Raw genomic sequence first — 17,675 nt, forward strand, 5'->3', positions numbered from 1 at the left:
CGGTCAGTTCCCCATGCGAGGTTCGGCTGCGGCGGAGGGACTGTCAGCCGCGGCGGACGCGCACGTCGCCGGCGTGGAGCACCTTCTCCTCGCCGCTCACGGTGCGCACCACGAGGGCGCCGTCCGGGGTGAGCCCGAGCGCGCGGCCCGCGACGGGCGGGCCCGCCGGGACATCGACGGCGACGTCCCAGCCCAGGGTCGCGGTCACCTGCTCGACCGCGCCGCGCATGTCCGCGCCGGCGTCCCACATGCCGAAGGCGTCGCGCAGCTCCGCCGCGAGCGCGCGCAGCAGCGCCACGCGGTCCAGCGACGTCGCACCCAGCGAGGCCAGCGACGCGGCGTGCGGCACGGGCAGCTCGGCCGACCCCTGCGAGACGTTGATGCCGATCCCGGCGACCAGCGCATCGTCCCCCGGGACCGTCTCGCACAGGATCCCGACCACCTTGCGCCATCGCCCCCAGCCGGGGATCTCGCGCGCGCCGGCCTCGACCACCACGTCGTTGGGCCACTTGAGCCACGCGCCCACGCCCAGGCGGCGGAGCGCGCGCACGGTCGCGAGGCCCGCGACCAGCGGCGCCCAGCCGTAGTCCTCGCGCGCCACGTGGGCGGGCCTCACCAGGAACGATGCGGTGAGCGCCGCCCCCTGGGGCGTCACCCAGGCACGCCCCGCGCGCCCGCGGCCGGCGGTCTGATGGTCCGCGACCAGCGCGGACAGGTGCGGCCACTCCTCGGGCGCGGCGCCCGCGAGCGCCAGCAGCCGGGTGTTGGTGGACGGCGAGGCGGGGAGCACCGTGACGCGCGACAGCGTGCCGGGGACCAGGTCCGCGAGCGCAGCCTCCGTGAGCGGCCGACGCGACTGCGCGGCGTCGGGGGCTGCGGGCGTGGTCACCGGGCTAGGCTATCGGGCAGTCATGACCCCAAGGAGAACCGTGTCACCCATGAGGCCGACGAAGTCCACCGCCTCCGCGCTCGAGGACCTGCGCAAGAAGGTCGACGCAGCCGTCACCGCCCCCGAGGCGATCGCGCAGGAGAAGCAGCACGCGCGAGGCAAGAAGACGGCGCGGGAGCGCGTCGAGCAGCTGCTGGACGAGGGCTCGTTCACCGAGCTCGACCGGCTCACCCGTCACCGCAGCCGCAACTTCGGCCTGGACAGGAACCGCCCCTACGGCGACGGCGTGGTGACCGGCTACGGCACCATCGACGGCCGCCAGGTGGCCGTCTACAGCCAGGACTTCACCGTGTTCGGCGGCTCGCTGGGCGAGGTGCACGGCCAGAAGATCGCGAAGATCCAGGACTTCGCGCTGCGCACCGGGGTGCCCCTCATCGGCATCTCGGACGGCGGCGGCGCTCGCATCCAGGAGGGCGTCGCGGGCCTCACGCAGTTCGCGGAGATCTTCCGCCGCAACGTGGCCGCGTCGGGCGTGATCCCGCAGATCTCGATCATCCTCGGCCCCTCCGCGGGCGGCGCGGTGTACTCCCCCGCGCTCACCGACTTCATCGTCATGGCCGACGGCACGTCGCAGATGTTCATCACCGGCCCCGACGTCATCAAGTCCGTCACGGGCGAGAACGTCACCTTCGAGGAGCTCGGCGGCGGCCAGACGCACAACGCGAAGTCCGGCGTGGCGCACTACCTCGCGAGCGACGAGGACGACGCGATCGAGTACGTCCAGCACCTCATCCAGTACCTGCCGCAGAACAACCTCACCGAGGCGCCCACGTTCGACGCGGAGGCGGACCTCGAGAAGGCCGACACGGACCTCGCGCTCGACACCCTCGTGCCGGACAGCGACAACCAGCCGTACGACATGACCACGCTCATCGAGGCGATCGTGGACGACGGCGCGTTCCTCGAGGTGCAGCCGCTGTTCGCACCCAACGTGGTCGTGGGCTTCGGCCACGTCGAGGGCCACTCCGTGGGCATCGTCGCGAACCAGCCGATGCAGATGGCGGGCACGCTCGACATCAACGCCTCCGAGAAGGCCGCGCGCTTCGTGCGCACGTGCGACGCGTTCAACATCCCGATCATCACGCTGGTCGACGTCCCCGGCTTCCTGCCCGGCGTCAACCAGGAGCACCAGGGCATCATCCGCCGCGGCGCGAAGCTCATCTACGCGTACGCCGAGGCGACCGTGCCCCTGGTCACCGTCATCACGCGCAAGGCCTACGGCGGCGCGTACATCGTCATGGCGTCCAAGCAGCTGGGCGCGGACGTCAACCTCGCGTGGCCCACCGCGCAGATCGCGGTCATGGGCGCCGGCGGCGCGGTCAACATCCTCCACCGCCGCACGCTCGCGGACGTCGAGTCCAAGGGCGGCGACGTCGAGGCGGAGCGCCAGGCGCTGGTCGAGGACTACGAGGACCGGATCGTCAACCCGTACGACGCGGCCGACCGCGGCTACGTCGACGGCGTCATCGAGCCGTCCGAGACTCGCGGCGAGATCGTCAAGGCCCTCCGCGCGCTGCGCACCAAGCGCGCCGCGCTGCCGCCCAAGAAGCACGGGAACATCCCGCTGTGACCTTCGACGAGCAGGTGAGCGCGGCCGCCGGCCTCAGGGTGGTGCGCGGCACCCCCGACGAGGCGGAGCTGGCGGCGCTCGTCGCCGCGGCCGCCGCCATGGCGTCCGCGGCGGGGGACGATGCCGAGGAGCCCGGGAGCCCGCGGTCGGCCTGGATGGACCGGTCCAGGACGCTGCGCGGCTATCGCGGCCCGCTCCCCCTCGCGCGCGGCGACGCGGCCTGGCGTCACTCGCTGCGGTGAACCCCGTGCCCCGCCCCGCCGCCGGCCTCGCCGCGGCGACCCTCGCGGCCCTGGCCGCTCCGCAGGTCTGGGCCCGCGCATCGTCCCGCGGGCTCATGCACCCCGCGGACGCCGAGGGCTTCACGCCGGCCGATGCGGCGCTGGTCCTGGGAGCGCGGGTGTACCCGGGCGGTCGGCCGTCGCGGTTCCTGCGCCAGCGCGTCGAGGCGGGCGCGGCGCTCTACCACCGCGGTGTGGTGCCGCGCCTGGTGCTCACGGGCGCCGCGCACAACCGCGAGGGCCTCGACGAGACCGACGCCATGGCACGCACCGCGCTTGAGCTCGGGGTCCCCGAGGACGCCCTGGTGCTCGACGGCTCCGGGCATGACACGCGGGCCTCGGCCAGGAACGCGCTCGCGATGGGGCTCACGCACGTGATCGTGTGCTCGCAGGAGTTCCACGTGCCGCGCGCGATGTGGCTGTGCCGGTCCGTGGGTCTCGACGTGCAGGGCGCGTACCCTCCCGTGCTGGCGCGGCGTCACACGGCCTACGGGTACGCGCGGGAGCTACCCGCGACGTGGAAGGCGGCGCTGGAGATCACCCGCGACGCGGTGCATGGGGGCGAGCCGCCGCGCTGAGCGCCTGACGGGCGCCTGGCAGGCGCGTGGCGGTCCTCGCGCCGCTGCGTCACCATGGACGCATGCCGTCGAAGTGGTCCCTCGCGTCCGAGGACTCGTTCCTGTCGATCGCCAGCAAGGGCTCGACCCTGTCGATCCTGTCGGTGGGGTCGTTCGCGTCGATCGGATCCATCGGGTCCGCGTTCTCGGCGTTCAGCATCGCCAGCTCGGCGAGCGCCGGGTCGGCGATGTCGTTCGCGTCGCGCGGTGCGGTGATGGCCTCGGGCGCGGCGGGCGAGGTGATGGGCCGGCGCCGCCCGGACCCACCGGGGCGGTGGGCGATCATGCAGGGCCTGCTGATCGCGGGACTCGCCGCCGCCGCGATCGCGGGGACCAGGCGCGGGCGCTGAGCCGTCCGGGCCTCCGTCCGCTGGCGCCTCTCCACACACTCCGAGCACCAGCCGCCCAGATCCGGGCATGCGGTGCGCTCACATCCGCCGCTCGTGTGGATGAGCGCCAGATCCGTGTGGATCAGCGATAGCGAGGGGTCTCAGACCTCCGCGCGGGCCTCGTCGAGGCCGTCGATGACGGTGTCGAGGATCGCACGCACCTGAGTGAGCTGGTCGTCGCCGAGCGCCTCGAGCTGACGGCGGCGCTGCACGCGCGCGTCGCCCACGACCTCGCCGGCGAGCTCGCGGCCCGACGGTGTGAGCGTGAGGCGACGGATGCGGCGGTCGATCGGGTCCTCGTGGCGCTCGAACAGCCCGCGCTGGACCATGCGCTGCACGATCCCGGTGGCGACCGACGGATGCACGCCGACGGCGTCGGCGAGGTCCGTGGTGGTGCAGCCGTCCTCGGCGTAGAGGATCACCAGCGCGCGGAACTGGTGGAGCGTGAGGCCCAGGCTCGACACCGTCTCAGGATTGCGGGGCGCCGACCGCCGCAAGAAGACCACCAGCGACTCCGTCGCCGCTTCTAAGAGTTCCTCGCGCTCAGCCATCTCATTGCCCCCCAACCCTCAAATGTTCACGCAAGCCTCACTATACCGACGTTATTCAGGCGTTTCGCTCATCCGCGCCGTCCGCGAGGATCGTCGCGAGGATCCCGTGCAGCTGCTCGACCTGCGCGTCGCTGAGCGCGCTCAGGTGGCCGATGAAGCCGCGCTCGGCCTCCTCGATCGCGGCGTCCACCAGCGTGATCCCGTCGGGAGTGAGCGACAGGAGCCGCACGCGGCCGTCCTCGGGCGAGATGTCGCGGGCGATCCACCCCCGCTCGACCAGGCGCTGGACCACGCCGGTCGCGATGTTCGGGCGGAGCCCCATGGCCTCGGCCGCCTCCGCGGTGGGCACGCTCGCGCGGTCGCGGAGGAACACCAGCAGGTGGAACTGCACCGGCGTGAGGCCCTCGTCGACCATCGTGCGGGAGTGGTCCCGCATCGAGACGCGCATGAGCCGCCCCTGCAGCTCGAGGATCTCCGCGATCGTGGCCTCGCGCGTCATGGTCACCGTCCAATATTTCGCGTCATGCGAACTTGATAGTTCGCCCCACGTGAATTAGCGTAGCGGACGTCCCAAGGGCGGGACCTCCCCATCCCCCTCACCCCAGGAGACAGCCGTGTCCAAGCAACCCGCCGCGCCCGCGTCCAGCCTCGAGGACGCCCTCGCGGAAGGCATCGCGGAGTCGACGTACCGTCGCCGCTGGGCGATCCTCGCCACCCTCTGCTTCGCGCTCATGACGGCGATGATCGCCAACATGAGCCTCAACCTGGCGTTGCCCGACCTCGCGGTCGACTTCGAGCTCACGCAGCTCCAGATGACCTGGGTGGTCGAGGCGTTCGCGCTGGTGTTCGCCTCGCTGCTGTTCGTGGCCGCCGCGATCGCCGACCGCTACGGCCGCAAGCGCGTGATGATGATCGGCCTGGCCATCTTCATCGCCTCGTCCGTCTACGCCCCCTTCTTCGCGCAGACCGGCGGGGAGCTCATCGCGTCGCGCGCCATCATGGGCATCGGCGGCGCGCTCGTCATGCCCACCACGCTCTCGCTGGTCAACGTGGTGTTCCCGTCGAAGGAGCGCCCCAAGGCCATCGCGATCTGGTCCGCCGTCGCCGGCGTGGGCATGATGTTCGGCTCGGTCCTCACGGGCGTGCTGCTGCACTTCTTCGACTGGCACTCGGCCTTCCTCCTGGGCGCCGTGTTCGGCCTCGTCGCGCTGCCGGTGACCGCACGCATCGTCCCCGAGTCCGTCGACGAGAAGCGCACGCCGGTCGACTGGCTGGGCGGCTCGCTCATCACCGTCGCCCTCGCCGGGATCGTGTACACGATCATGGAGGTCCCGTCGCACGGCTGGGACGACACCCTCACGGTGGTCGCGGCCGTCGCCGGCGCCGTCGCGCTGGTCCTCTTCATCGCATGGCAGCTGCGCGCGAGATTCCCCATGATCGACCTCACGCTGTTCCGCAGCTCGCGCTTCTCGCTGTCCGTGATCTCCGTGACCCTCACGTTCTTCGCGATGATGGGCGCGTTCTTCGGCATGACGCAGATCTTCCAGCTCGTGATGGACTACGACGCCCTCACCACGTCGGTCGCGTTCATCCCCTCGATGCTGCCGATGATGATCGTCGGCCCGATGATCCCCAAGCTCATCGAGAAGGTGGGCACCCGCTGGACCGTGGTCCCGGGTCTCGTGATCATCGCCGGCGGCTTCCTGCTCATGACCACGTGGCCCACCGTGCCGTCCTACTGGGACTTCCTCATCGCGATGAGCATCATCACGCTCGGCATGGCGATGGTGATGACCCCCGCGACCAACATGCTGATGTCCTCGGTGCCGCGCAACCGCTCCGGCATGGGCTCCGCGATGAACGACACCACCCGTGAGCTGGGCGCCTCGCTCGGCATCGCGGTGCTCGGCTCGATGATCGCGAACGCGTACACGTCCAACATCACCTCCGTCGCGGACCAGCTCCCCGCGGAGGCCGCGGGCGTGGTCGAGGACTCGCTCGCCGGCGCGATCGCGGTCACCGACCAGATGGGCGCCGCGGGCGCCGCGATCGCGGAGGCGGCCAAGGCAGCGTTCATGGACGCGAACCAGCACGCCATGCTCATCTCCGCGATCATCGCGGGCGTCACCGCCCTGGTCATGCTCGTGGCGCTGCCGCGCGGCGAGAAGTCCCTCTCGGCGGAGCCGGTGGACGATGCGGACGTCGCCTTCGAGGCCGAGCTCGCCGACGACGTCGCACGGGTCGAGGTGGCGCACGCCACCGACGCTGGCGAGTCAGGCGAGCCCACCACGCGGTCCTGACGGGGCGCGGCCTCGGCCCGCTGATCGGAGAGTGCAGAGGTCTGCGCGGATCTCTGCACTCTCCGATCAATCACACGCGGACCCGCAGGCACGGGGCACCCACCGCGCGCCTCCGGCTAGGCTCGCCGCATGCCCGTCCCCCTGCTGCTCGCCTCCCAGTCCCCCGCCCGCCTCGCGACGCTGCGCTCGGCGGGGGTCGAGCCCGACGTGATCGTCTCCGACGTCGACGAGGACGCGGCCCTCGAGGCGGCAAGGGCGGCGGCAGCCGCTGCCGGCGAGGTTCTCACCCCGGCCGATGCGGTGCTCGCCCTCGCGCGGGCCAAGGCCGAGCACGTCGTGGGCGAGTACGAGTGCGAGGCGATCGTGCTGGGCTGCGACTCGATGCTCGAGCTCGACGGCGAGATCCTGGGCAAGCCCGCGGACGCCGCGGATGCGGTCGCCCGATGGCGCGCGATGCGCGGACGCACCGGCGTGCTCCACACCGGCCACTGGCTGGTGGACGACCGCGCCGCAGACCAGGGCGGCACCGCCGCCACGCTGGGCGCGACCTCCTCCACCGTGGTGCGCTTCGCGCGCCTGAGCGACGCGGAGATCGACGCGTACGTGGCGACCGGCGAACCGCTGAAGGTCGCGGGGGCGTTCACCGTCGACGGGCTCGGCGGCCCCTACGTCGAGGCGATCGAGGGCGACTACCACGGCGTCGTCGGGGTCAGTCTGCCGCTGCTGCGCGAGCTCCTGCTCGAGCTAGGCGTCGCGTTCCACGACCTCCGTTTGTAGAGGCGACACAACCGCGGGGCCCACCCCCGCGCATCGTCCCGCGTGTCGTTGTGGGAAACCCACAACCGCGGGCTGGCCCGCTTAGCGCCCTACACAGACTTAGGTCCCGGGAGGCCGACGCGCCGGGGGCCGCCATGGGCGCCGCGCTACGGTTTCGGGGTGACTGCCTTCTCCTCCGTGCTCATCGCCAACCGTGGCGAGATCGCCGTCCGCATCATCCGCGCCTGCGCGGACGCGGGCCTGCGATCAGTGGCGGTGTACGCGGACCCGGACCGCGACGCCCCCCACGTGTCCCTCGCCGACGAGGCGTACGCGCTGGGCGGCTCGACGGCACGCGAGACCTACCTCGACATCGCCAAGATCGTCGACGCGGCGCTCCGCTCGGGCGCCGAGGCCGTCCACCCCGGTTACGGCTTCCTCGCCGAGAACTCCGACTTCGCACGCGCCGTCATCGACGCGGGCCTCACCTGGATCGGCCCCTCCCCCGAGGCGATCGACGGGCTCGGCGACAAGGTGAGCGCGCGCCACATCGCGCAGCGTGCCGGCGCCCCGCTGGTCCCCGGCACCCCCGACCCGGTCGAGACCGCCGACGAGGTGGTGGCGTTCGCCCAGGAGCACGGCCTCCCCGTCGCGATCAAGGCCGCCTTCGGCGGCGGCGGCCGCGGCCTCAAGGTCGCCCGCACCCTCGAGGAGATCCCCGAGCTGTTCGACTCCGCCACGCGCGAGGCCGTGGCCGCGTTCGGTCGCGGCGAGTGCTTCGTCGAGCGCTTCCTCGACAAGCCCCGCCACGTCGAGACCCAGTGCCTCGCGGACGCGCACGGCAACGTCGTGGTGGTCTCCACCCGCGACTGCTCGCTGCAGCGCCGCCACCAGAAGCTGGTCGAGGAGGCCCCCGCGCCGTTCCTCACCGACGAGCAGAACGCCCGCCTGATCGAGGCCTCCGAGGCGATCCTCAAGGAGGCCGGCTACCAAGGCGCCGGCACGTGCGAGTTCCTGGTCGGCGTCGACGGCACCATCAGCTTCCTCGAGGTCAACACGCGCCTCCAGGTCGAGCACCCCGTGACCGAGGAGGTCACGGGCGTCGACCTCGTGCTCGAGCAGTTCCGCGTCGCCGCGGGCGGCTCGATCGCGGACCTCCACCCCGAGACGCGCGGCCACTCGATCGAGTTCCGCATCAACGGCGAGGACCCCGCCCGCAACTTCATGCCGGCCCCCGGACGCATCTCGACGCTCCGCTTCCCCTCCGGCCCCGGCGTCCGCGTCGACGCGGGCGTGGCCCAGGGCGACACCGTGTCGGGCAACTTCGACTCGATGATCGCCAAGGTCATCATCACCGGCACCACCCGCGACCAGGCGCTCGCCCGCGCCCGCCGCGCGCTCGCCGAGATGACGGTCGAGGGCATCCCCACGGTCCTGCCGTTCCACCGCGCGGTGTTGGACGCACCCCAGTTCGCGGCCGCGGACGGCGAGTTCGGCGTCTACACCACGTGGATCGAGTCCGAGTACGCCGACACCGTCGCGAGCCTCGCCCCCGCGGGCGCGTCCGCCGAGGACGACGAGGCGGAGGCGACCGAGCGCGTGGTGGTCGAGGTCGGCGGCAAGCGCCTCGAGGTGGTCCTGCCCGCGTCGCTCGCGCAGGCGGGCCGCGCGAGCGCCCGCAAGGCGGGGCGCCGCCCCATGAGGCGCACGGGCAACGGGGGCGCGCGCTCCGCATCGACGGGCACCACGCTCGCGTCGCCCATGCAGGGCACCATCGTCAAGGTCGCGGTCGAGGAGGGCGTCGAGGTGGCCGAGGGCGACCTCGTGGTGGTCCTCGAGGCGATGAAGATGGAGCAGCCCCTCACGGCGCACCGCACCGGCGTGGTCCGCTCGCTCACCGCGGTGGTCGGCGGCGGCGTGTCCGCGGGCACCGTCATCTGCGACATCGTCGACGTCGAGGTCACGCCCGAGGCCTGACCGGGATTCCGACACCCGCTGCCACGCGGGATGACGGCGTCAACCAGGGACGATGCTCCCGTCGGGTAGATTTACGCAACGTCGCCGTTCGCTATATTTGACACCGCGTCGGCGTCGCCCCTACGCTCGCCTGGTCACGGGTAAGGCTCGCCTTACCGTCCCCGACCGGAAGGCGACGCCATGCTCGCGAACTACCTGATCGGCCTGCGCGAGGGCCTCGAGGCCGCGCTCGTCGTGAGCATCCTCGTCGCGTACCTGGTGCGCACCGACCGGCGCGCGCTGCTGCGCCAGGTGTGGTTCGGGGTCGGGATCGCCGCGGGCCTGTCGATCGGGCTCGGTGCGCTCCTCACGCTCGGGCCTCAGGGCCTGAGCTTCGAGGCGCAGGAGGCCATCGGCGGCATCCTCAGCATCGTCGCCGTCGGCCTCATCACCTGGATGATCTTCTGGATGGGCAAGAACGCCCGCCACCTCAAGAGCCACCTCGAGGGCGCGCTCGAGAACGCGCTCAACGTCGGCAAGGGCGCCGTGGTCGCGATGGCGCTGCTCGCCGTGGGACGCGAGGGCCTCGAGACCGCGCTGTTCCTGTGGGCCGGCATCACCTCGGCCGGGTCGAGCTGGGCGCCCGTCGTCGGCGCGTCGCTCGGCATCGCCACCGCGATCGCGCTCGGGTTCCTCATGTACCGCGGCGCGGTCAAGGTCAATCTCCGCACGTTCTTCCAGTGGACGGGCGTCTTCCTCGTGCTCGTCGCGGGCGGAGTGCTCGCGTACGGCGTCCACGACCTCCAGGAGGCCGGCATCCTGCCGGGCCTCCACACCCTCGCCTTCGACGTCTCGGACGCGGTGCCGGCCGGATCGGTCCACGGCACGCTCCTCAAGGGCGTCTTCAACTTCTCGCCGCAGACCACGGTCCTCGAGGCCGTCGCGTGGGTCGCCTACGTGGTGCCCGTGATGTGGCTCTTCGTGCGCATGGCGTTCCGCTCCGGGCCGCCCGCTCCCGCCCGCCCGGCCGCCGCGCAGTCGCGCGACCTCGCCGCCGCCGGCGCCTGACAGCCGTCCCACACCCACCCATCCCCGACGAGACACAAGGACACCCATGCCTCGCCCTGCCCTCGCACGCCCCCTCGCCGCCTCCGGTGCGGCCCTCGCCGCCCTGGCGCTGACCGCGTGCGTGCCCAACGCCACCGCCGACGACTCCGCGATCGCGGTCGACTCCAGCAACGACGCCTGCGACGTCGCCGCCACGGAGGTCCCGTCCGGCACGGTGGTGTTCGACGTCACCAACTCCGGCGACGACGTCACCGAGTTCTACCTGCTCGCCTCCGACGGCCTGCGGATCATCTCCGAGGTCGAGAACGTGGGCCCCGGCATCACCCGCCAGCTGGTGGTGCAGGTCGCGCCCGGCGACTACCTCACGCAGTGCAAGCCCGGCATGACGGGCGACGGCATCCAGGCCGCGTTCACCGTGACGCAGGGCGAGGACGTCGCGACGGGCGACCGCGCGGAGGAGCTCGCGGCCGCCGGCGAGCAGTACCTCCTGTACGTGCGCGACCAGATCGAGACCCTCGAGGACAAGACCGACGCATTCCTCGCCGCCTACACCGCCGGCGACGACGACGAGGCGCGCGCCCTCTACGCGGACGCCCGCGTGCACTGGGAGCGCATCGAGCCCGTCGCCGAGTCCTTCGGCGACCTCGACCCGATGATGGACGCCCGCGAGGCGGACCTCGCCGAGGGCGAGTCCTGGACCGGCTGGCACCGCATCGAGAAGAACCTGTGGCCCCCGGCCGAGGGCTACGACCTCACGGACGCGGAGCGCCAGGAGCTCGCCGACAAGCTCGCCGCGGACACTGCCGAGCTCGCCTCGCGCGTCGAGGCGGAGGACTTCGCCATCGACGCGTTCCAGGTGGGCAACGGCGCGAAGGAGCTGCTCGACGAGGTCGCCGCGGGCAAGATCACCGGCGAGGAGGAGATCTGGTCGCACACCGACCTGTGGGACTTCCAGGCCAACGTCGACGGCGCCGAGGTCGCCTACGGCGTGCTCCACGACGTGGTCGCGGAGACCGACCCGGACCTCGTCGAGGAGCTCGACTCGCGATTCGCCGAGCTCGACGACCTGCTTGCGCAGTACGGCACCATCGAGGACGGCTTCGTGCTCTACACCGACCTCACCGAGGACCAGATCGTCGAGCTCGCGCGCGCCGTGGACGCGCTGGGCGAGCCGCTGTCCCGCCTCACCGCCGCGGCGGTCCTGTGACGCACGAGGACCTTGCGATGGACGATGCGGCGGGCCGGTCCGGCCCGTCGCGTCGCCTCGTCCTGGGGACGGCCGGCGCGGTCGCGGGCGGCCTCGCCCTCGCGGGCGGCGGCTTCGCCGCGGGCCGGGCCACCGCATCGTCCGCCTCGACGGACGCGTACGACTTCTTCGGAGACCACCAGAGCGGGATCGTCACCCCGCAGCAGGACCGCCTGCACTTCGCGGCGTTCGACATCACCACGGACTCGAAGGCGCGCGTCGTGTCGCTGCTGCGCCGCTGGAGCGAGGCCGCCGCGCGGCTCATGGCGGGCTCCGAGCTCGGCTCCGGCGCGGCCGGCGGCGCGTACGCCGCTCCCCCGGACGACACGGGCGAGGCGCTGGGCCTGCCCGCATCGGGCCTCACCATCACGTTCGGGTTCGGTCCCGGGCTGTTCGACGACCGCTTCGGGCTCGCGTCGAGGCGCCCCGACCAGCTGATCGACCTGCCGCACTTCTCGGGCGACACGCTCGACGCGCAGTTCACGGGCGGCGACCTGTGCATCCAGGCGTGCGCGAACGACCCCCAGGTGGCGGTGCACGCGATCCGCAACCTGTCGCGCCTCGCGTTCGGCGACGCGGCGATCCGGTGGGCTCAGCTGGGGTTCGGGCGCACGTCCTCGACCACGCGCGCGCAGGACACGCCCCGCAACTTCATGGGGTTCAAGGACGGCACCGCCAACCTGCGCGCCGAGGACACCGACCTGGTGGACCGCTGGGTCTGGGCGGAGCGCGGCGACGGCCAGGAGTGGATGGCGGGCGGGTCCTACCTGGTGGCGCGCCGCATCCGGATCCTCGCGGAGATCTGGGACCGCACGTCGCTGCAGGAGCAGGAGGCGACGGTGGGCCGCACCAAGGGCTCCGGCGCCCCGCTGTCCGGGGGCTCCGAGTTCACCGAGCCCGACTTCTCCGTGAAGGGACGCGACGGCGAGGCGCTCATCCGCCCCGACTCGCACGTGGCGCTCGCCCACCCCAGCGCGCACGGGGGCAGCATGATGCTGCGCCGCGGCTACAACTTCACCGACGGCGCCGACTCGCTCGGCCGCCTGGACGCGGGGCTGTTCTTCCTCGCGTACGTGCGGGACCCGCGCGAGCAGTTCGTGCCCGTCCAGAACGCCCTCTCGAGCTCCGACGTCATGACCGTCGAGTACCTGCGCACCACCGGCTCCGCCCTGTTCGCGGTGCCGCGCGGGCTCGCCCCCGGCTCCGTGCTGGGAACCGAGGGCGCGTACGTGGGTCAGGAGCTCTTCGGCTAGGCCCCTGCCGCCCCCATGCCGTGCAACCGGCGAGCCGCCTCGGACACCGTGCCGCTGAGCGACGGGTACACCGTGAAGGCCGCGGCGACGTCGTCGACGGTGAGGTGCTTCGCGACCGCGAGCGACAGCGGGTAGATGTGCTCGCCGGCGCGCGCGCCCACGAGGACCGCCCCGAACACCTGGCCGGTCACGGTGTGCCCGAAGATCTTCACGAAGCCCTCGTCGATGCCGAGCATCTTCGCGCGCGGATTGCGCGCCAGGTCCAGGCGTGACACCTCGTAGAAGAGGCCGCGCTCCTGCAGCTCCGCCTCGCTCAGGCCCACCGAGGCGATCTCGGGCACGGTGAACACGTTGGAGGCGACCAGCTTGAGGTCGATGGGGGTGACGGCGTCGCCGAGCGCGTGCGCCATGGCGATGCGCCCCTGCGTGGCGGCGACGCTTGCGAGCGGCAGCACGCCCGTGCAGTCGCCCGCGGCGTAGATGCCGCGCGCCGTGGTGCGGCTGACCTTGTCGACGCGGATGAGACCGCGCTCGTCGAGCTCGACGCCCGCCTCCTCGAGGCCCAGGCCCTCGGTGTTGGGCACCGAGCCGACCGCCATGAGGCAGTGGCTGCCCTCGAGCACGCTGCCGTCCTCGAGCGTGACCCGCACGCCGTCGCCCGCGCGCTCCACCGCGGACGCGCGGCCGCCCACCAGGTGCATGCCGCGCTCCTTGAACACCTCGGTGAGGTGCGCGGAGGCATCCGGATCCTCGCGCGACAGCACGCGGTCGCCCGAGGCGACGAGCGTGACGTCCGCGCCGAGCAGGCGGTACGCGCCGGCGAACTCCGCGCCGGTCACGCCGGAGCCCACCACGATGAGGTGCTCGGGAAGCTCCGCGAGGTCGTAGAGCTGGGTCCAGGTGAGGATCCGCTCGCCGTCGGGCTCGCACCCGGGGACGATGCGCGGGCGGGCGCCCACGGCGACGAGGACCGCGTCCGCCTCGAGGACGGTGTCGCCGACCACCACGCGCTGCGGGCCGTCGAGGCGGGCCTCACCCTCGAGCACGGTGATGCCGTTGCGCTCCATGCGGTCCGCGATGTCGCCGGACTGCTTGGCGACCAGGCGCTTGACGCGGGCGTTGACCTCGGCGAGGTCGACGCTGAGCGCATGGGCGATCTCGCCGCCGTCGCTGCGACGGATGCCCAGCTCGGACGCACGCAGGGCGATGGTGAGCCACTCCGCGGTGGCGATGACGGTCTTGGAGGGGACGACGTCGGTCAGGACGGCATTGCCGCCGAGGCCGTGACGCTCGACCAGCGTCACCTCCGCCCCGGCCTTGACGGCCACCAGGGCCGCCTCGTAGCCGCCCGGACCGCCGCCGATGATGACGACGCGTGGGGACATGCCTCCATTCAAGCGCACGCCGGACGATGCGCCGGTCGCCGCATCGTCCGGCCGCCCGACCTGCCCCGGCACGGCAGGACTACTAGGCTCGACGCATGACTTCCGCCACTGAGTTCGCCGCGGAGGCCGCGGCCACCCTCGCCGCCGCCACGGGCGTCGCGCACCACGACATCGCCCTGGTCCTGGGCTCCGGATGGGGCGGCGCCGCCGAGCTCATCGGCGAGGAGGTGGCGCGGGTCGACGCGACGGACATCCCGGGCTTCGACGCGCACGTGGTGCCCGGGCACCACCCCGTGTTCCGCTCGCTGCTCACGCCCACGGGGAAGCGCGTGCTGGTGCTCGGCGCACGCCAGCACTACTACCAGGTGCGTGACGCGGGCAAGGTCGCGCACGCCATCCGGATGGCCGCGGCGGCGGGTTGCACCCAGCTGGTGCTCACCAACGGCTGCGGCTCGACCCGCCCGGAGGTGGGCCCCGGATCGGTGGTGCTGCTGGCGGACCACATCAACCTCACGGGCCAGACGCCTCTCGAGGGCGCGACGTTCGTGGACATGAGCCAGGTCTACTCGCCGCGGCTGCGCGGGATCGCGCACTCGATCGACGCGGAGCTGCCCGACGGGATCTACGCGCAGTTCACCGGCCCGCAGTACGAGACGCCCGCGGAGGTCCGCATGGCGGCCATCCTCGGCGCCAACCTTGTGGGCATGTCGACCGTCCTCGAGGCCATCGCGGCGCGCGAGGCCGGTCTCGAGGTGCTCGGCCTGTCGCTGGTGACCAACCTGGCCGCGGGGATCGGCGGCGACACGCTCGACCACCAGGAGGTGCTCGACGCCGGCGCTGCCGCCGGCCCACGCATCTCGGCACTGTTGGCCGCGATCGTCAGGGAGATGTGATGGAGGAGCTGCTGGCCCGCGCCGAGGCGTGGATCGAGGACGACCCGGACGACGCGACGCGCGAGGAGCTCGCCGCCGTGCTCGAGGCCGCCGTGGGCGGGTCCGCGCCCGCCCTGGAGGACCTCGACGACCGGTTCCGCGGGTTCCTCGAGTTCGGCACCGCCGGGCTGCGCGGGCGCATCGGCGCCGGGCCCAACCGGATGAACCGCGCCGTGGTGATCCGCGCGGCCGCCGGCCTGGCGCGCTACCTGACCGACGCGCTCGCCGCCCTCGGTGTCGAGGGCCCCGCGCGCGTGGCGATCGGCTACGACGCGCGCCACGGCTCGCACGACTTCGCGCTCGACACCGCCGCGGTGATGACCGCCGCGGGTCACGAGGCGCTGCTGCTCCCCCGCACGCTTCCCACCCCCGTGCTCGCGTTCGCGACGCGCCTGCTCGACGCCGATGCGGGCGTCATGGTGACCGCCTCCCACAACCCGCCCCAGGACAACGGCTACAAGGTCTACCTGGGCGGACGCGTGGTGTCGGACGAGGGCCAGGGCGCGCAGATCGTCCCGCCGTACGACGGCGAGATCGCATCGCGCATCGCCGCCGTGCCCGCAGTCGCGTCCGTCCCGCGCGCGACCGAGGGGTGGCGCGTCCTGGGAGACGGCGTGGTCGACGACTACGTCGCGCAGGTGGCCGCGCTCGGAGGCGACGTGGCCCCGGTGGCCGCACGGCGGGCCGCCACGCGCATCGTCCTCACGCCACTCCACGGCGTGGGGGGCGAGACCGTCGAGCGCGTGCTGCACGCCGCGGGCTTCACGGACGTCCACACCGTCGCCGAGCAGGCCGAGCCGGACCCCGACTTCCCCACCGTCGACTTCCCCAACCCGGAGGAGAAGGGCGCGATCGACCTCGCGCTCGAGCTCGCGGAGCGGGTGGGTGCAGACGTGGTGATCGCGAACGACCCGGACGCGGACCGCTGCGCCGTCGCGACGCTGATCGATGGCCGGTGGACCATGCTCCACGGCGACGTGGTCGGCTCGCTGCTGGGCGAGCGCGTCGCGTCCCGCACCCCCGCCGGCTCGCACGTGCTGGCGAACTCGATCGTGTCGTCGCAGCAGCTCGCGGCGATCGCCGCGGCGCATGGCCTGGGGCATGCGAACACGCTCACGGGCTTCAAGTGGATCGGGCGCACGCCGCGCATGGCGTTCGGCTACGAGGAGGCGCTGGGCTACTGCGTCGCGCCCGACCTGGTGCGGGACAAGGACGGCGTGTCCGCCGCGCTTCTCATGGCGGACTTCGTGTCCGAGCTCAAGGCGGGCGGGCGCACGCTGGCCGACGCGATCGACGACCTCGCGCGGGCCTACGGCGTGTACCTGACGTCGCAGGTGTCCGCGCGGTACGCGGACCTCGCCCTCATCCCGGAGACCATGGCGCGCCTCATGGCGTCCCAGCCCGCGACCCTCGCGGGCTCACCGGTGGTGGCCACCGACGACATGTCGCAGGGGTTCCGGGGGCTGCCCGGCACCACCGGCCTGCACCTCGCGGCGGAGTCCGGCGCGCGCGTGATCGTGCGTCCCTCCGGCACCGAGCCGAAGGTGAAGGCGTACCTCGAGGTGGTCGTGCCGGTGGTCGGCGAGGACGTGGCGGCCGCGAAGGCCGCCGCGGCCACCACCATGGAGCTGCTCCGCGCCGACGTCACGGCGGCGCTGGGGATCTGAGGCGCGACGGGCGCGGGGCCGCGGCTCAGTACGAGCCGGTGGCCTCGCCGCCGTCGAGGACCGCTGCGGTGCCGGACAGGCCCAGGCGCGTCGCGCCCGCCTCGATCATCGCGACCGCGTCGTCCCAGGTGCGGACCCCGCCGGAGGCCTTGATGCCGAGGCGTCCCCCGACGGTCTCGGCCATGAGGCGCACCGCGTGCACCGAGGCGCCGCCGGTCGGGTGGAAGCCGGTGGAGGTCTTGACGAAGTCCGCGCCCGCGGCCTCCGAGGCGAGGCACGCCCCCACGATCGCCTCGTCCGTGAGGGCGGCGGACTCGATGATGACCTTGAGGATCTTGCCGGCAGGCACCGCGGCGCGGACGGCCGCGACGTCCGCCTCGACCGCGGCGAAGTCGCCCGCGTTCGCGGCCGCCACGTCGATCACCATGTCGACCTCGTCGGCGCCCTGCTCGATGCTCAGCGCGGCCTCCGCCGCCTTGATCGACGAGTGATGCTTACCGGACGGGAACCCGCACACGGTCGCGACCGCGAGTCCCTCGGGCACGGTCACGGGGAGCATGGACGGCGACACGCACACGGAGAACACCCCCAGCGCGGCACCCTCCGCGATGAGCGCCTCGACGTCCGCGGGGGTGGACTCGGGCTTGAGGAGGGTGTGGTCGACGTAGCGGGCCAGCTCGGCGCGGGTGAGAGTCATGGACCCAGCCTAGGCCGCCCGCGGAGTTGCCACCCGCCGAGGGATGTGACACCCTCGC

The 17,675-nt window shown here is 72.8% G+C and carries 17 protein-coding genes; 12 read left to right on the top strand and 5 right to left on the bottom strand.

Annotated elements, in window-relative coordinates:
* Positions 1 to 43 precede the first annotated feature (43 nt).
* Positions 44 to 889, bottom strand: a complete 846-nt coding sequence (locus AOM01_RS01640; protein ID WP_062287991.1) for a biotin--[acetyl-CoA-carboxylase] ligase — start codon at positions 887 to 889, stop codon at positions 44 to 46.
* A gap of 49 nt (positions 890 to 938) precedes the next feature.
* Here AOM01_RS01640 and AOM01_RS01645 point away from each other — a divergent pair, with 49 nt between their 5' ends.
* The 4 genes from AOM01_RS01645 to AOM01_RS14655 all read left to right on the top strand — a co-directional run bounded on the left by AOM01_RS01645 (position 939) and on the right by AOM01_RS14655 (position 3,767).
* Complete coding sequence (locus AOM01_RS01645; RefSeq protein ID WP_062287994.1) at positions 939 to 2,519, top strand: acyl-CoA carboxylase subunit beta; 1,581 nt, start codon at positions 939 to 941, stop codon at positions 2,517 to 2,519.
* On the top strand, positions 2,516 to 2,761 hold the full coding sequence (locus tag AOM01_RS01650; protein WP_082109893.1) for an acyl-CoA carboxylase epsilon subunit: 246 nt from the start codon (positions 2,516 to 2,518) through the stop codon (positions 2,759 to 2,761). The genes AOM01_RS01645 and AOM01_RS01650 overlap by 4 nt, the downstream gene beginning before the upstream one ends.
* A 5-nt stretch (positions 2,762 to 2,766) precedes the next feature.
* Positions 2,767 to 3,378 (top strand): SanA/YdcF family protein, encoded by a 612-nt coding sequence (locus tag AOM01_RS01655; protein WP_062287997.1) that lies wholly within the window; start codon positions 2,767 to 2,769, stop codon positions 3,376 to 3,378.
* Between the two features lie 62 nt (positions 3,379 to 3,440).
* Positions 3,441 to 3,767: a hypothetical protein gene (locus AOM01_RS14655; protein WP_082109894.1), complete on the top strand. Its 327-nt coding sequence runs from the start codon at positions 3,441 to 3,443 to the stop codon at positions 3,765 to 3,767.
* Positions 3,768 to 3,907: 140 nt separating this feature from the next.
* On the opposite strand, the gene AOM01_RS01665 is transcribed toward AOM01_RS14655, so the two are convergent.
* Both AOM01_RS01665 and AOM01_RS01670 read right to left on the bottom strand, forming a co-directional pair.
* Positions 3,908 to 4,357 (bottom strand): MarR family winged helix-turn-helix transcriptional regulator, encoded by a 450-nt coding sequence (locus AOM01_RS01665; RefSeq protein ID WP_082109895.1) that lies wholly within the window; start codon positions 4,355 to 4,357, stop codon positions 3,908 to 3,910.
* Between the two features lie 55 nt (positions 4,358 to 4,412).
* Positions 4,413 to 4,856 (bottom strand): MarR family winged helix-turn-helix transcriptional regulator, encoded by a 444-nt coding sequence (locus tag AOM01_RS01670; protein WP_062288001.1) that lies wholly within the window; start codon positions 4,854 to 4,856, stop codon positions 4,413 to 4,415.
* A gap of 115 nt (positions 4,857 to 4,971) precedes the next feature.
* Between AOM01_RS01670 and AOM01_RS01675 the strand changes: the two genes are divergently transcribed.
* The 6 genes from AOM01_RS01675 (at position 4,972) to efeB (ending at position 12,936) form a co-directional block, all read left to right on the top strand.
* Positions 4,972 to 6,657: an MFS transporter gene (locus AOM01_RS01675; RefSeq protein ID WP_062288004.1), complete on the top strand. Its 1,686-nt coding sequence runs from the start codon at positions 4,972 to 4,974 to the stop codon at positions 6,655 to 6,657.
* Positions 6,658 to 6,786: 129 nt separating this feature from the next.
* Positions 6,787 to 7,434, top strand: a complete 648-nt coding sequence (locus AOM01_RS01680) for a Maf family protein (RefSeq protein WP_062288007.1) — start codon at positions 6,787 to 6,789, stop codon at positions 7,432 to 7,434.
* Positions 7,435 to 7,593: 159 nt separating this feature from the next.
* The gene (locus tag AOM01_RS01685; protein WP_156155783.1) at positions 7,594 to 9,390 is read left to right on the top strand and encodes an acetyl/propionyl/methylcrotonyl-CoA carboxylase subunit alpha; all 1,797 of its coding nucleotides are present in this window, start codon (positions 7,594 to 7,596) and stop codon (positions 9,388 to 9,390) included.
* A gap of 180 nt (positions 9,391 to 9,570) precedes the next feature.
* On the top strand, positions 9,571 to 10,437 hold the full coding sequence (gene efeU / locus AOM01_RS01690; protein WP_062288010.1) for an iron uptake transporter permease EfeU: 867 nt from the start codon (positions 9,571 to 9,573) through the stop codon (positions 10,435 to 10,437).
* A gap of 46 nt (positions 10,438 to 10,483) precedes the next feature.
* Positions 10,484 to 11,644: an iron uptake system protein EfeO gene (efeO, locus tag AOM01_RS01695; RefSeq protein WP_062288013.1), complete on the top strand. Its 1,161-nt coding sequence runs from the start codon at positions 10,484 to 10,486 to the stop codon at positions 11,642 to 11,644.
* Between the two features lie 17 nt (positions 11,645 to 11,661).
* The gene (gene efeB, locus AOM01_RS01700; RefSeq protein ID WP_062288016.1) at positions 11,662 to 12,936 is read left to right on the top strand and encodes an iron uptake transporter deferrochelatase/peroxidase subunit; all 1,275 of its coding nucleotides are present in this window, start codon (positions 11,662 to 11,664) and stop codon (positions 12,934 to 12,936) included.
* On the opposite strand, the gene AOM01_RS01705 is transcribed toward efeB, so the two are convergent.
* Entirely contained in the window at positions 12,933 to 14,321 is a 1,389-nt protein-coding gene (locus tag AOM01_RS01705) for an NAD(P)H-quinone dehydrogenase (RefSeq protein ID WP_062288018.1), read from the bottom strand. The genes efeB and AOM01_RS01705 overlap by 4 nt on opposite strands.
* 95 nt (positions 14,322 to 14,416) lie before the next feature.
* Between AOM01_RS01705 and AOM01_RS01710 the strand changes: the two genes are divergently transcribed.
* The gene (locus tag AOM01_RS01710) at positions 14,417 to 15,214 is read left to right on the top strand and encodes a purine-nucleoside phosphorylase (RefSeq protein ID WP_062288021.1); all 798 of its coding nucleotides are present in this window, start codon (positions 14,417 to 14,419) and stop codon (positions 15,212 to 15,214) included.
* The gene (locus AOM01_RS01715; RefSeq protein WP_062288024.1) at positions 15,214 to 16,920 is read left to right on the top strand and encodes a phospho-sugar mutase; all 1,707 of its coding nucleotides are present in this window, start codon (positions 15,214 to 15,216) and stop codon (positions 16,918 to 16,920) included. Before AOM01_RS01710 ends, AOM01_RS01715 begins: the two co-directional genes overlap by 1 nt.
* Positions 16,921 to 16,945: 25 nt before the next feature.
* Here AOM01_RS01715 and deoC read toward each other — a convergent pair whose 3' ends face one another.
* Positions 16,946 to 17,617: a deoxyribose-phosphate aldolase gene (gene deoC / locus AOM01_RS01720; protein ID WP_062288027.1), complete on the bottom strand. Its 672-nt coding sequence runs from the start codon at positions 17,615 to 17,617 to the stop codon at positions 16,946 to 16,948.
* Positions 17,618 to 17,675 lie beyond the last annotated feature (58 nt).

Origin of the sequence: Demequina phytophila, assembly GCF_000971135.1 — a bacterium.
GTDB classification, from domain to species: domain Bacteria; phylum Actinomycetota; class Actinomycetes; order Actinomycetales; family Demequinaceae; genus Demequina; species Demequina phytophila.

Coding starts and splice junctions, on each gene's coding strand:
- AOM01_RS01705 (WP_062288018.1), bottom strand. CDS start 14,321: ATGTCCCCACGCGTCGTCATCATCGGCGGCGGTCCGGGCGGCTACGAG.
- efeU (WP_062288010.1), top strand. CDS start 9,571: ATGCTCGCGAACTACCTGATCGGCCTGCGCGAGGGCCTCGAGGCCGCG.
- AOM01_RS14655 (WP_082109894.1), top strand. CDS start 3,441: ATGCCGTCGAAGTGGTCCCTCGCGTCCGAGGACTCGTTCCTGTCGATC.
- AOM01_RS01710 (WP_062288021.1), top strand. CDS start 14,417: ATGACTTCCGCCACTGAGTTCGCCGCGGAGGCCGCGGCCACCCTCGCC.
- efeB (WP_062288016.1), top strand. CDS start 11,662: ATGGACGATGCGGCGGGCCGGTCCGGCCCGTCGCGTCGCCTCGTCCTG.
- AOM01_RS01665 (WP_082109895.1), bottom strand. CDS start 4,357: ATGGCTGAGCGCGAGGAACTCTTAGAAGCGGCGACGGAGTCGCTGGTG.
- AOM01_RS01715 (WP_062288024.1), top strand. CDS start 15,214: ATGGAGGAGCTGCTGGCCCGCGCCGAGGCGTGGATCGAGGACGACCCG.
- AOM01_RS01670 (WP_062288001.1), bottom strand. CDS start 4,856: ATGACGCGCGAGGCCACGATCGCGGAGATCCTCGAGCTGCAGGGGCGG.
- deoC (WP_062288027.1), bottom strand. CDS start 17,617: ATGACTCTCACCCGCGCCGAGCTGGCCCGCTACGTCGACCACACCCTC.
- AOM01_RS01645 (WP_062287994.1), top strand. CDS start 939: ATGAGGCCGACGAAGTCCACCGCCTCCGCGCTCGAGGACCTGCGCAAG.
- AOM01_RS01680 (WP_062288007.1), top strand. CDS start 6,787: ATGCCCGTCCCCCTGCTGCTCGCCTCCCAGTCCCCCGCCCGCCTCGCG.
- efeO (WP_062288013.1), top strand. CDS start 10,484: ATGCCTCGCCCTGCCCTCGCACGCCCCCTCGCCGCCTCCGGTGCGGCC.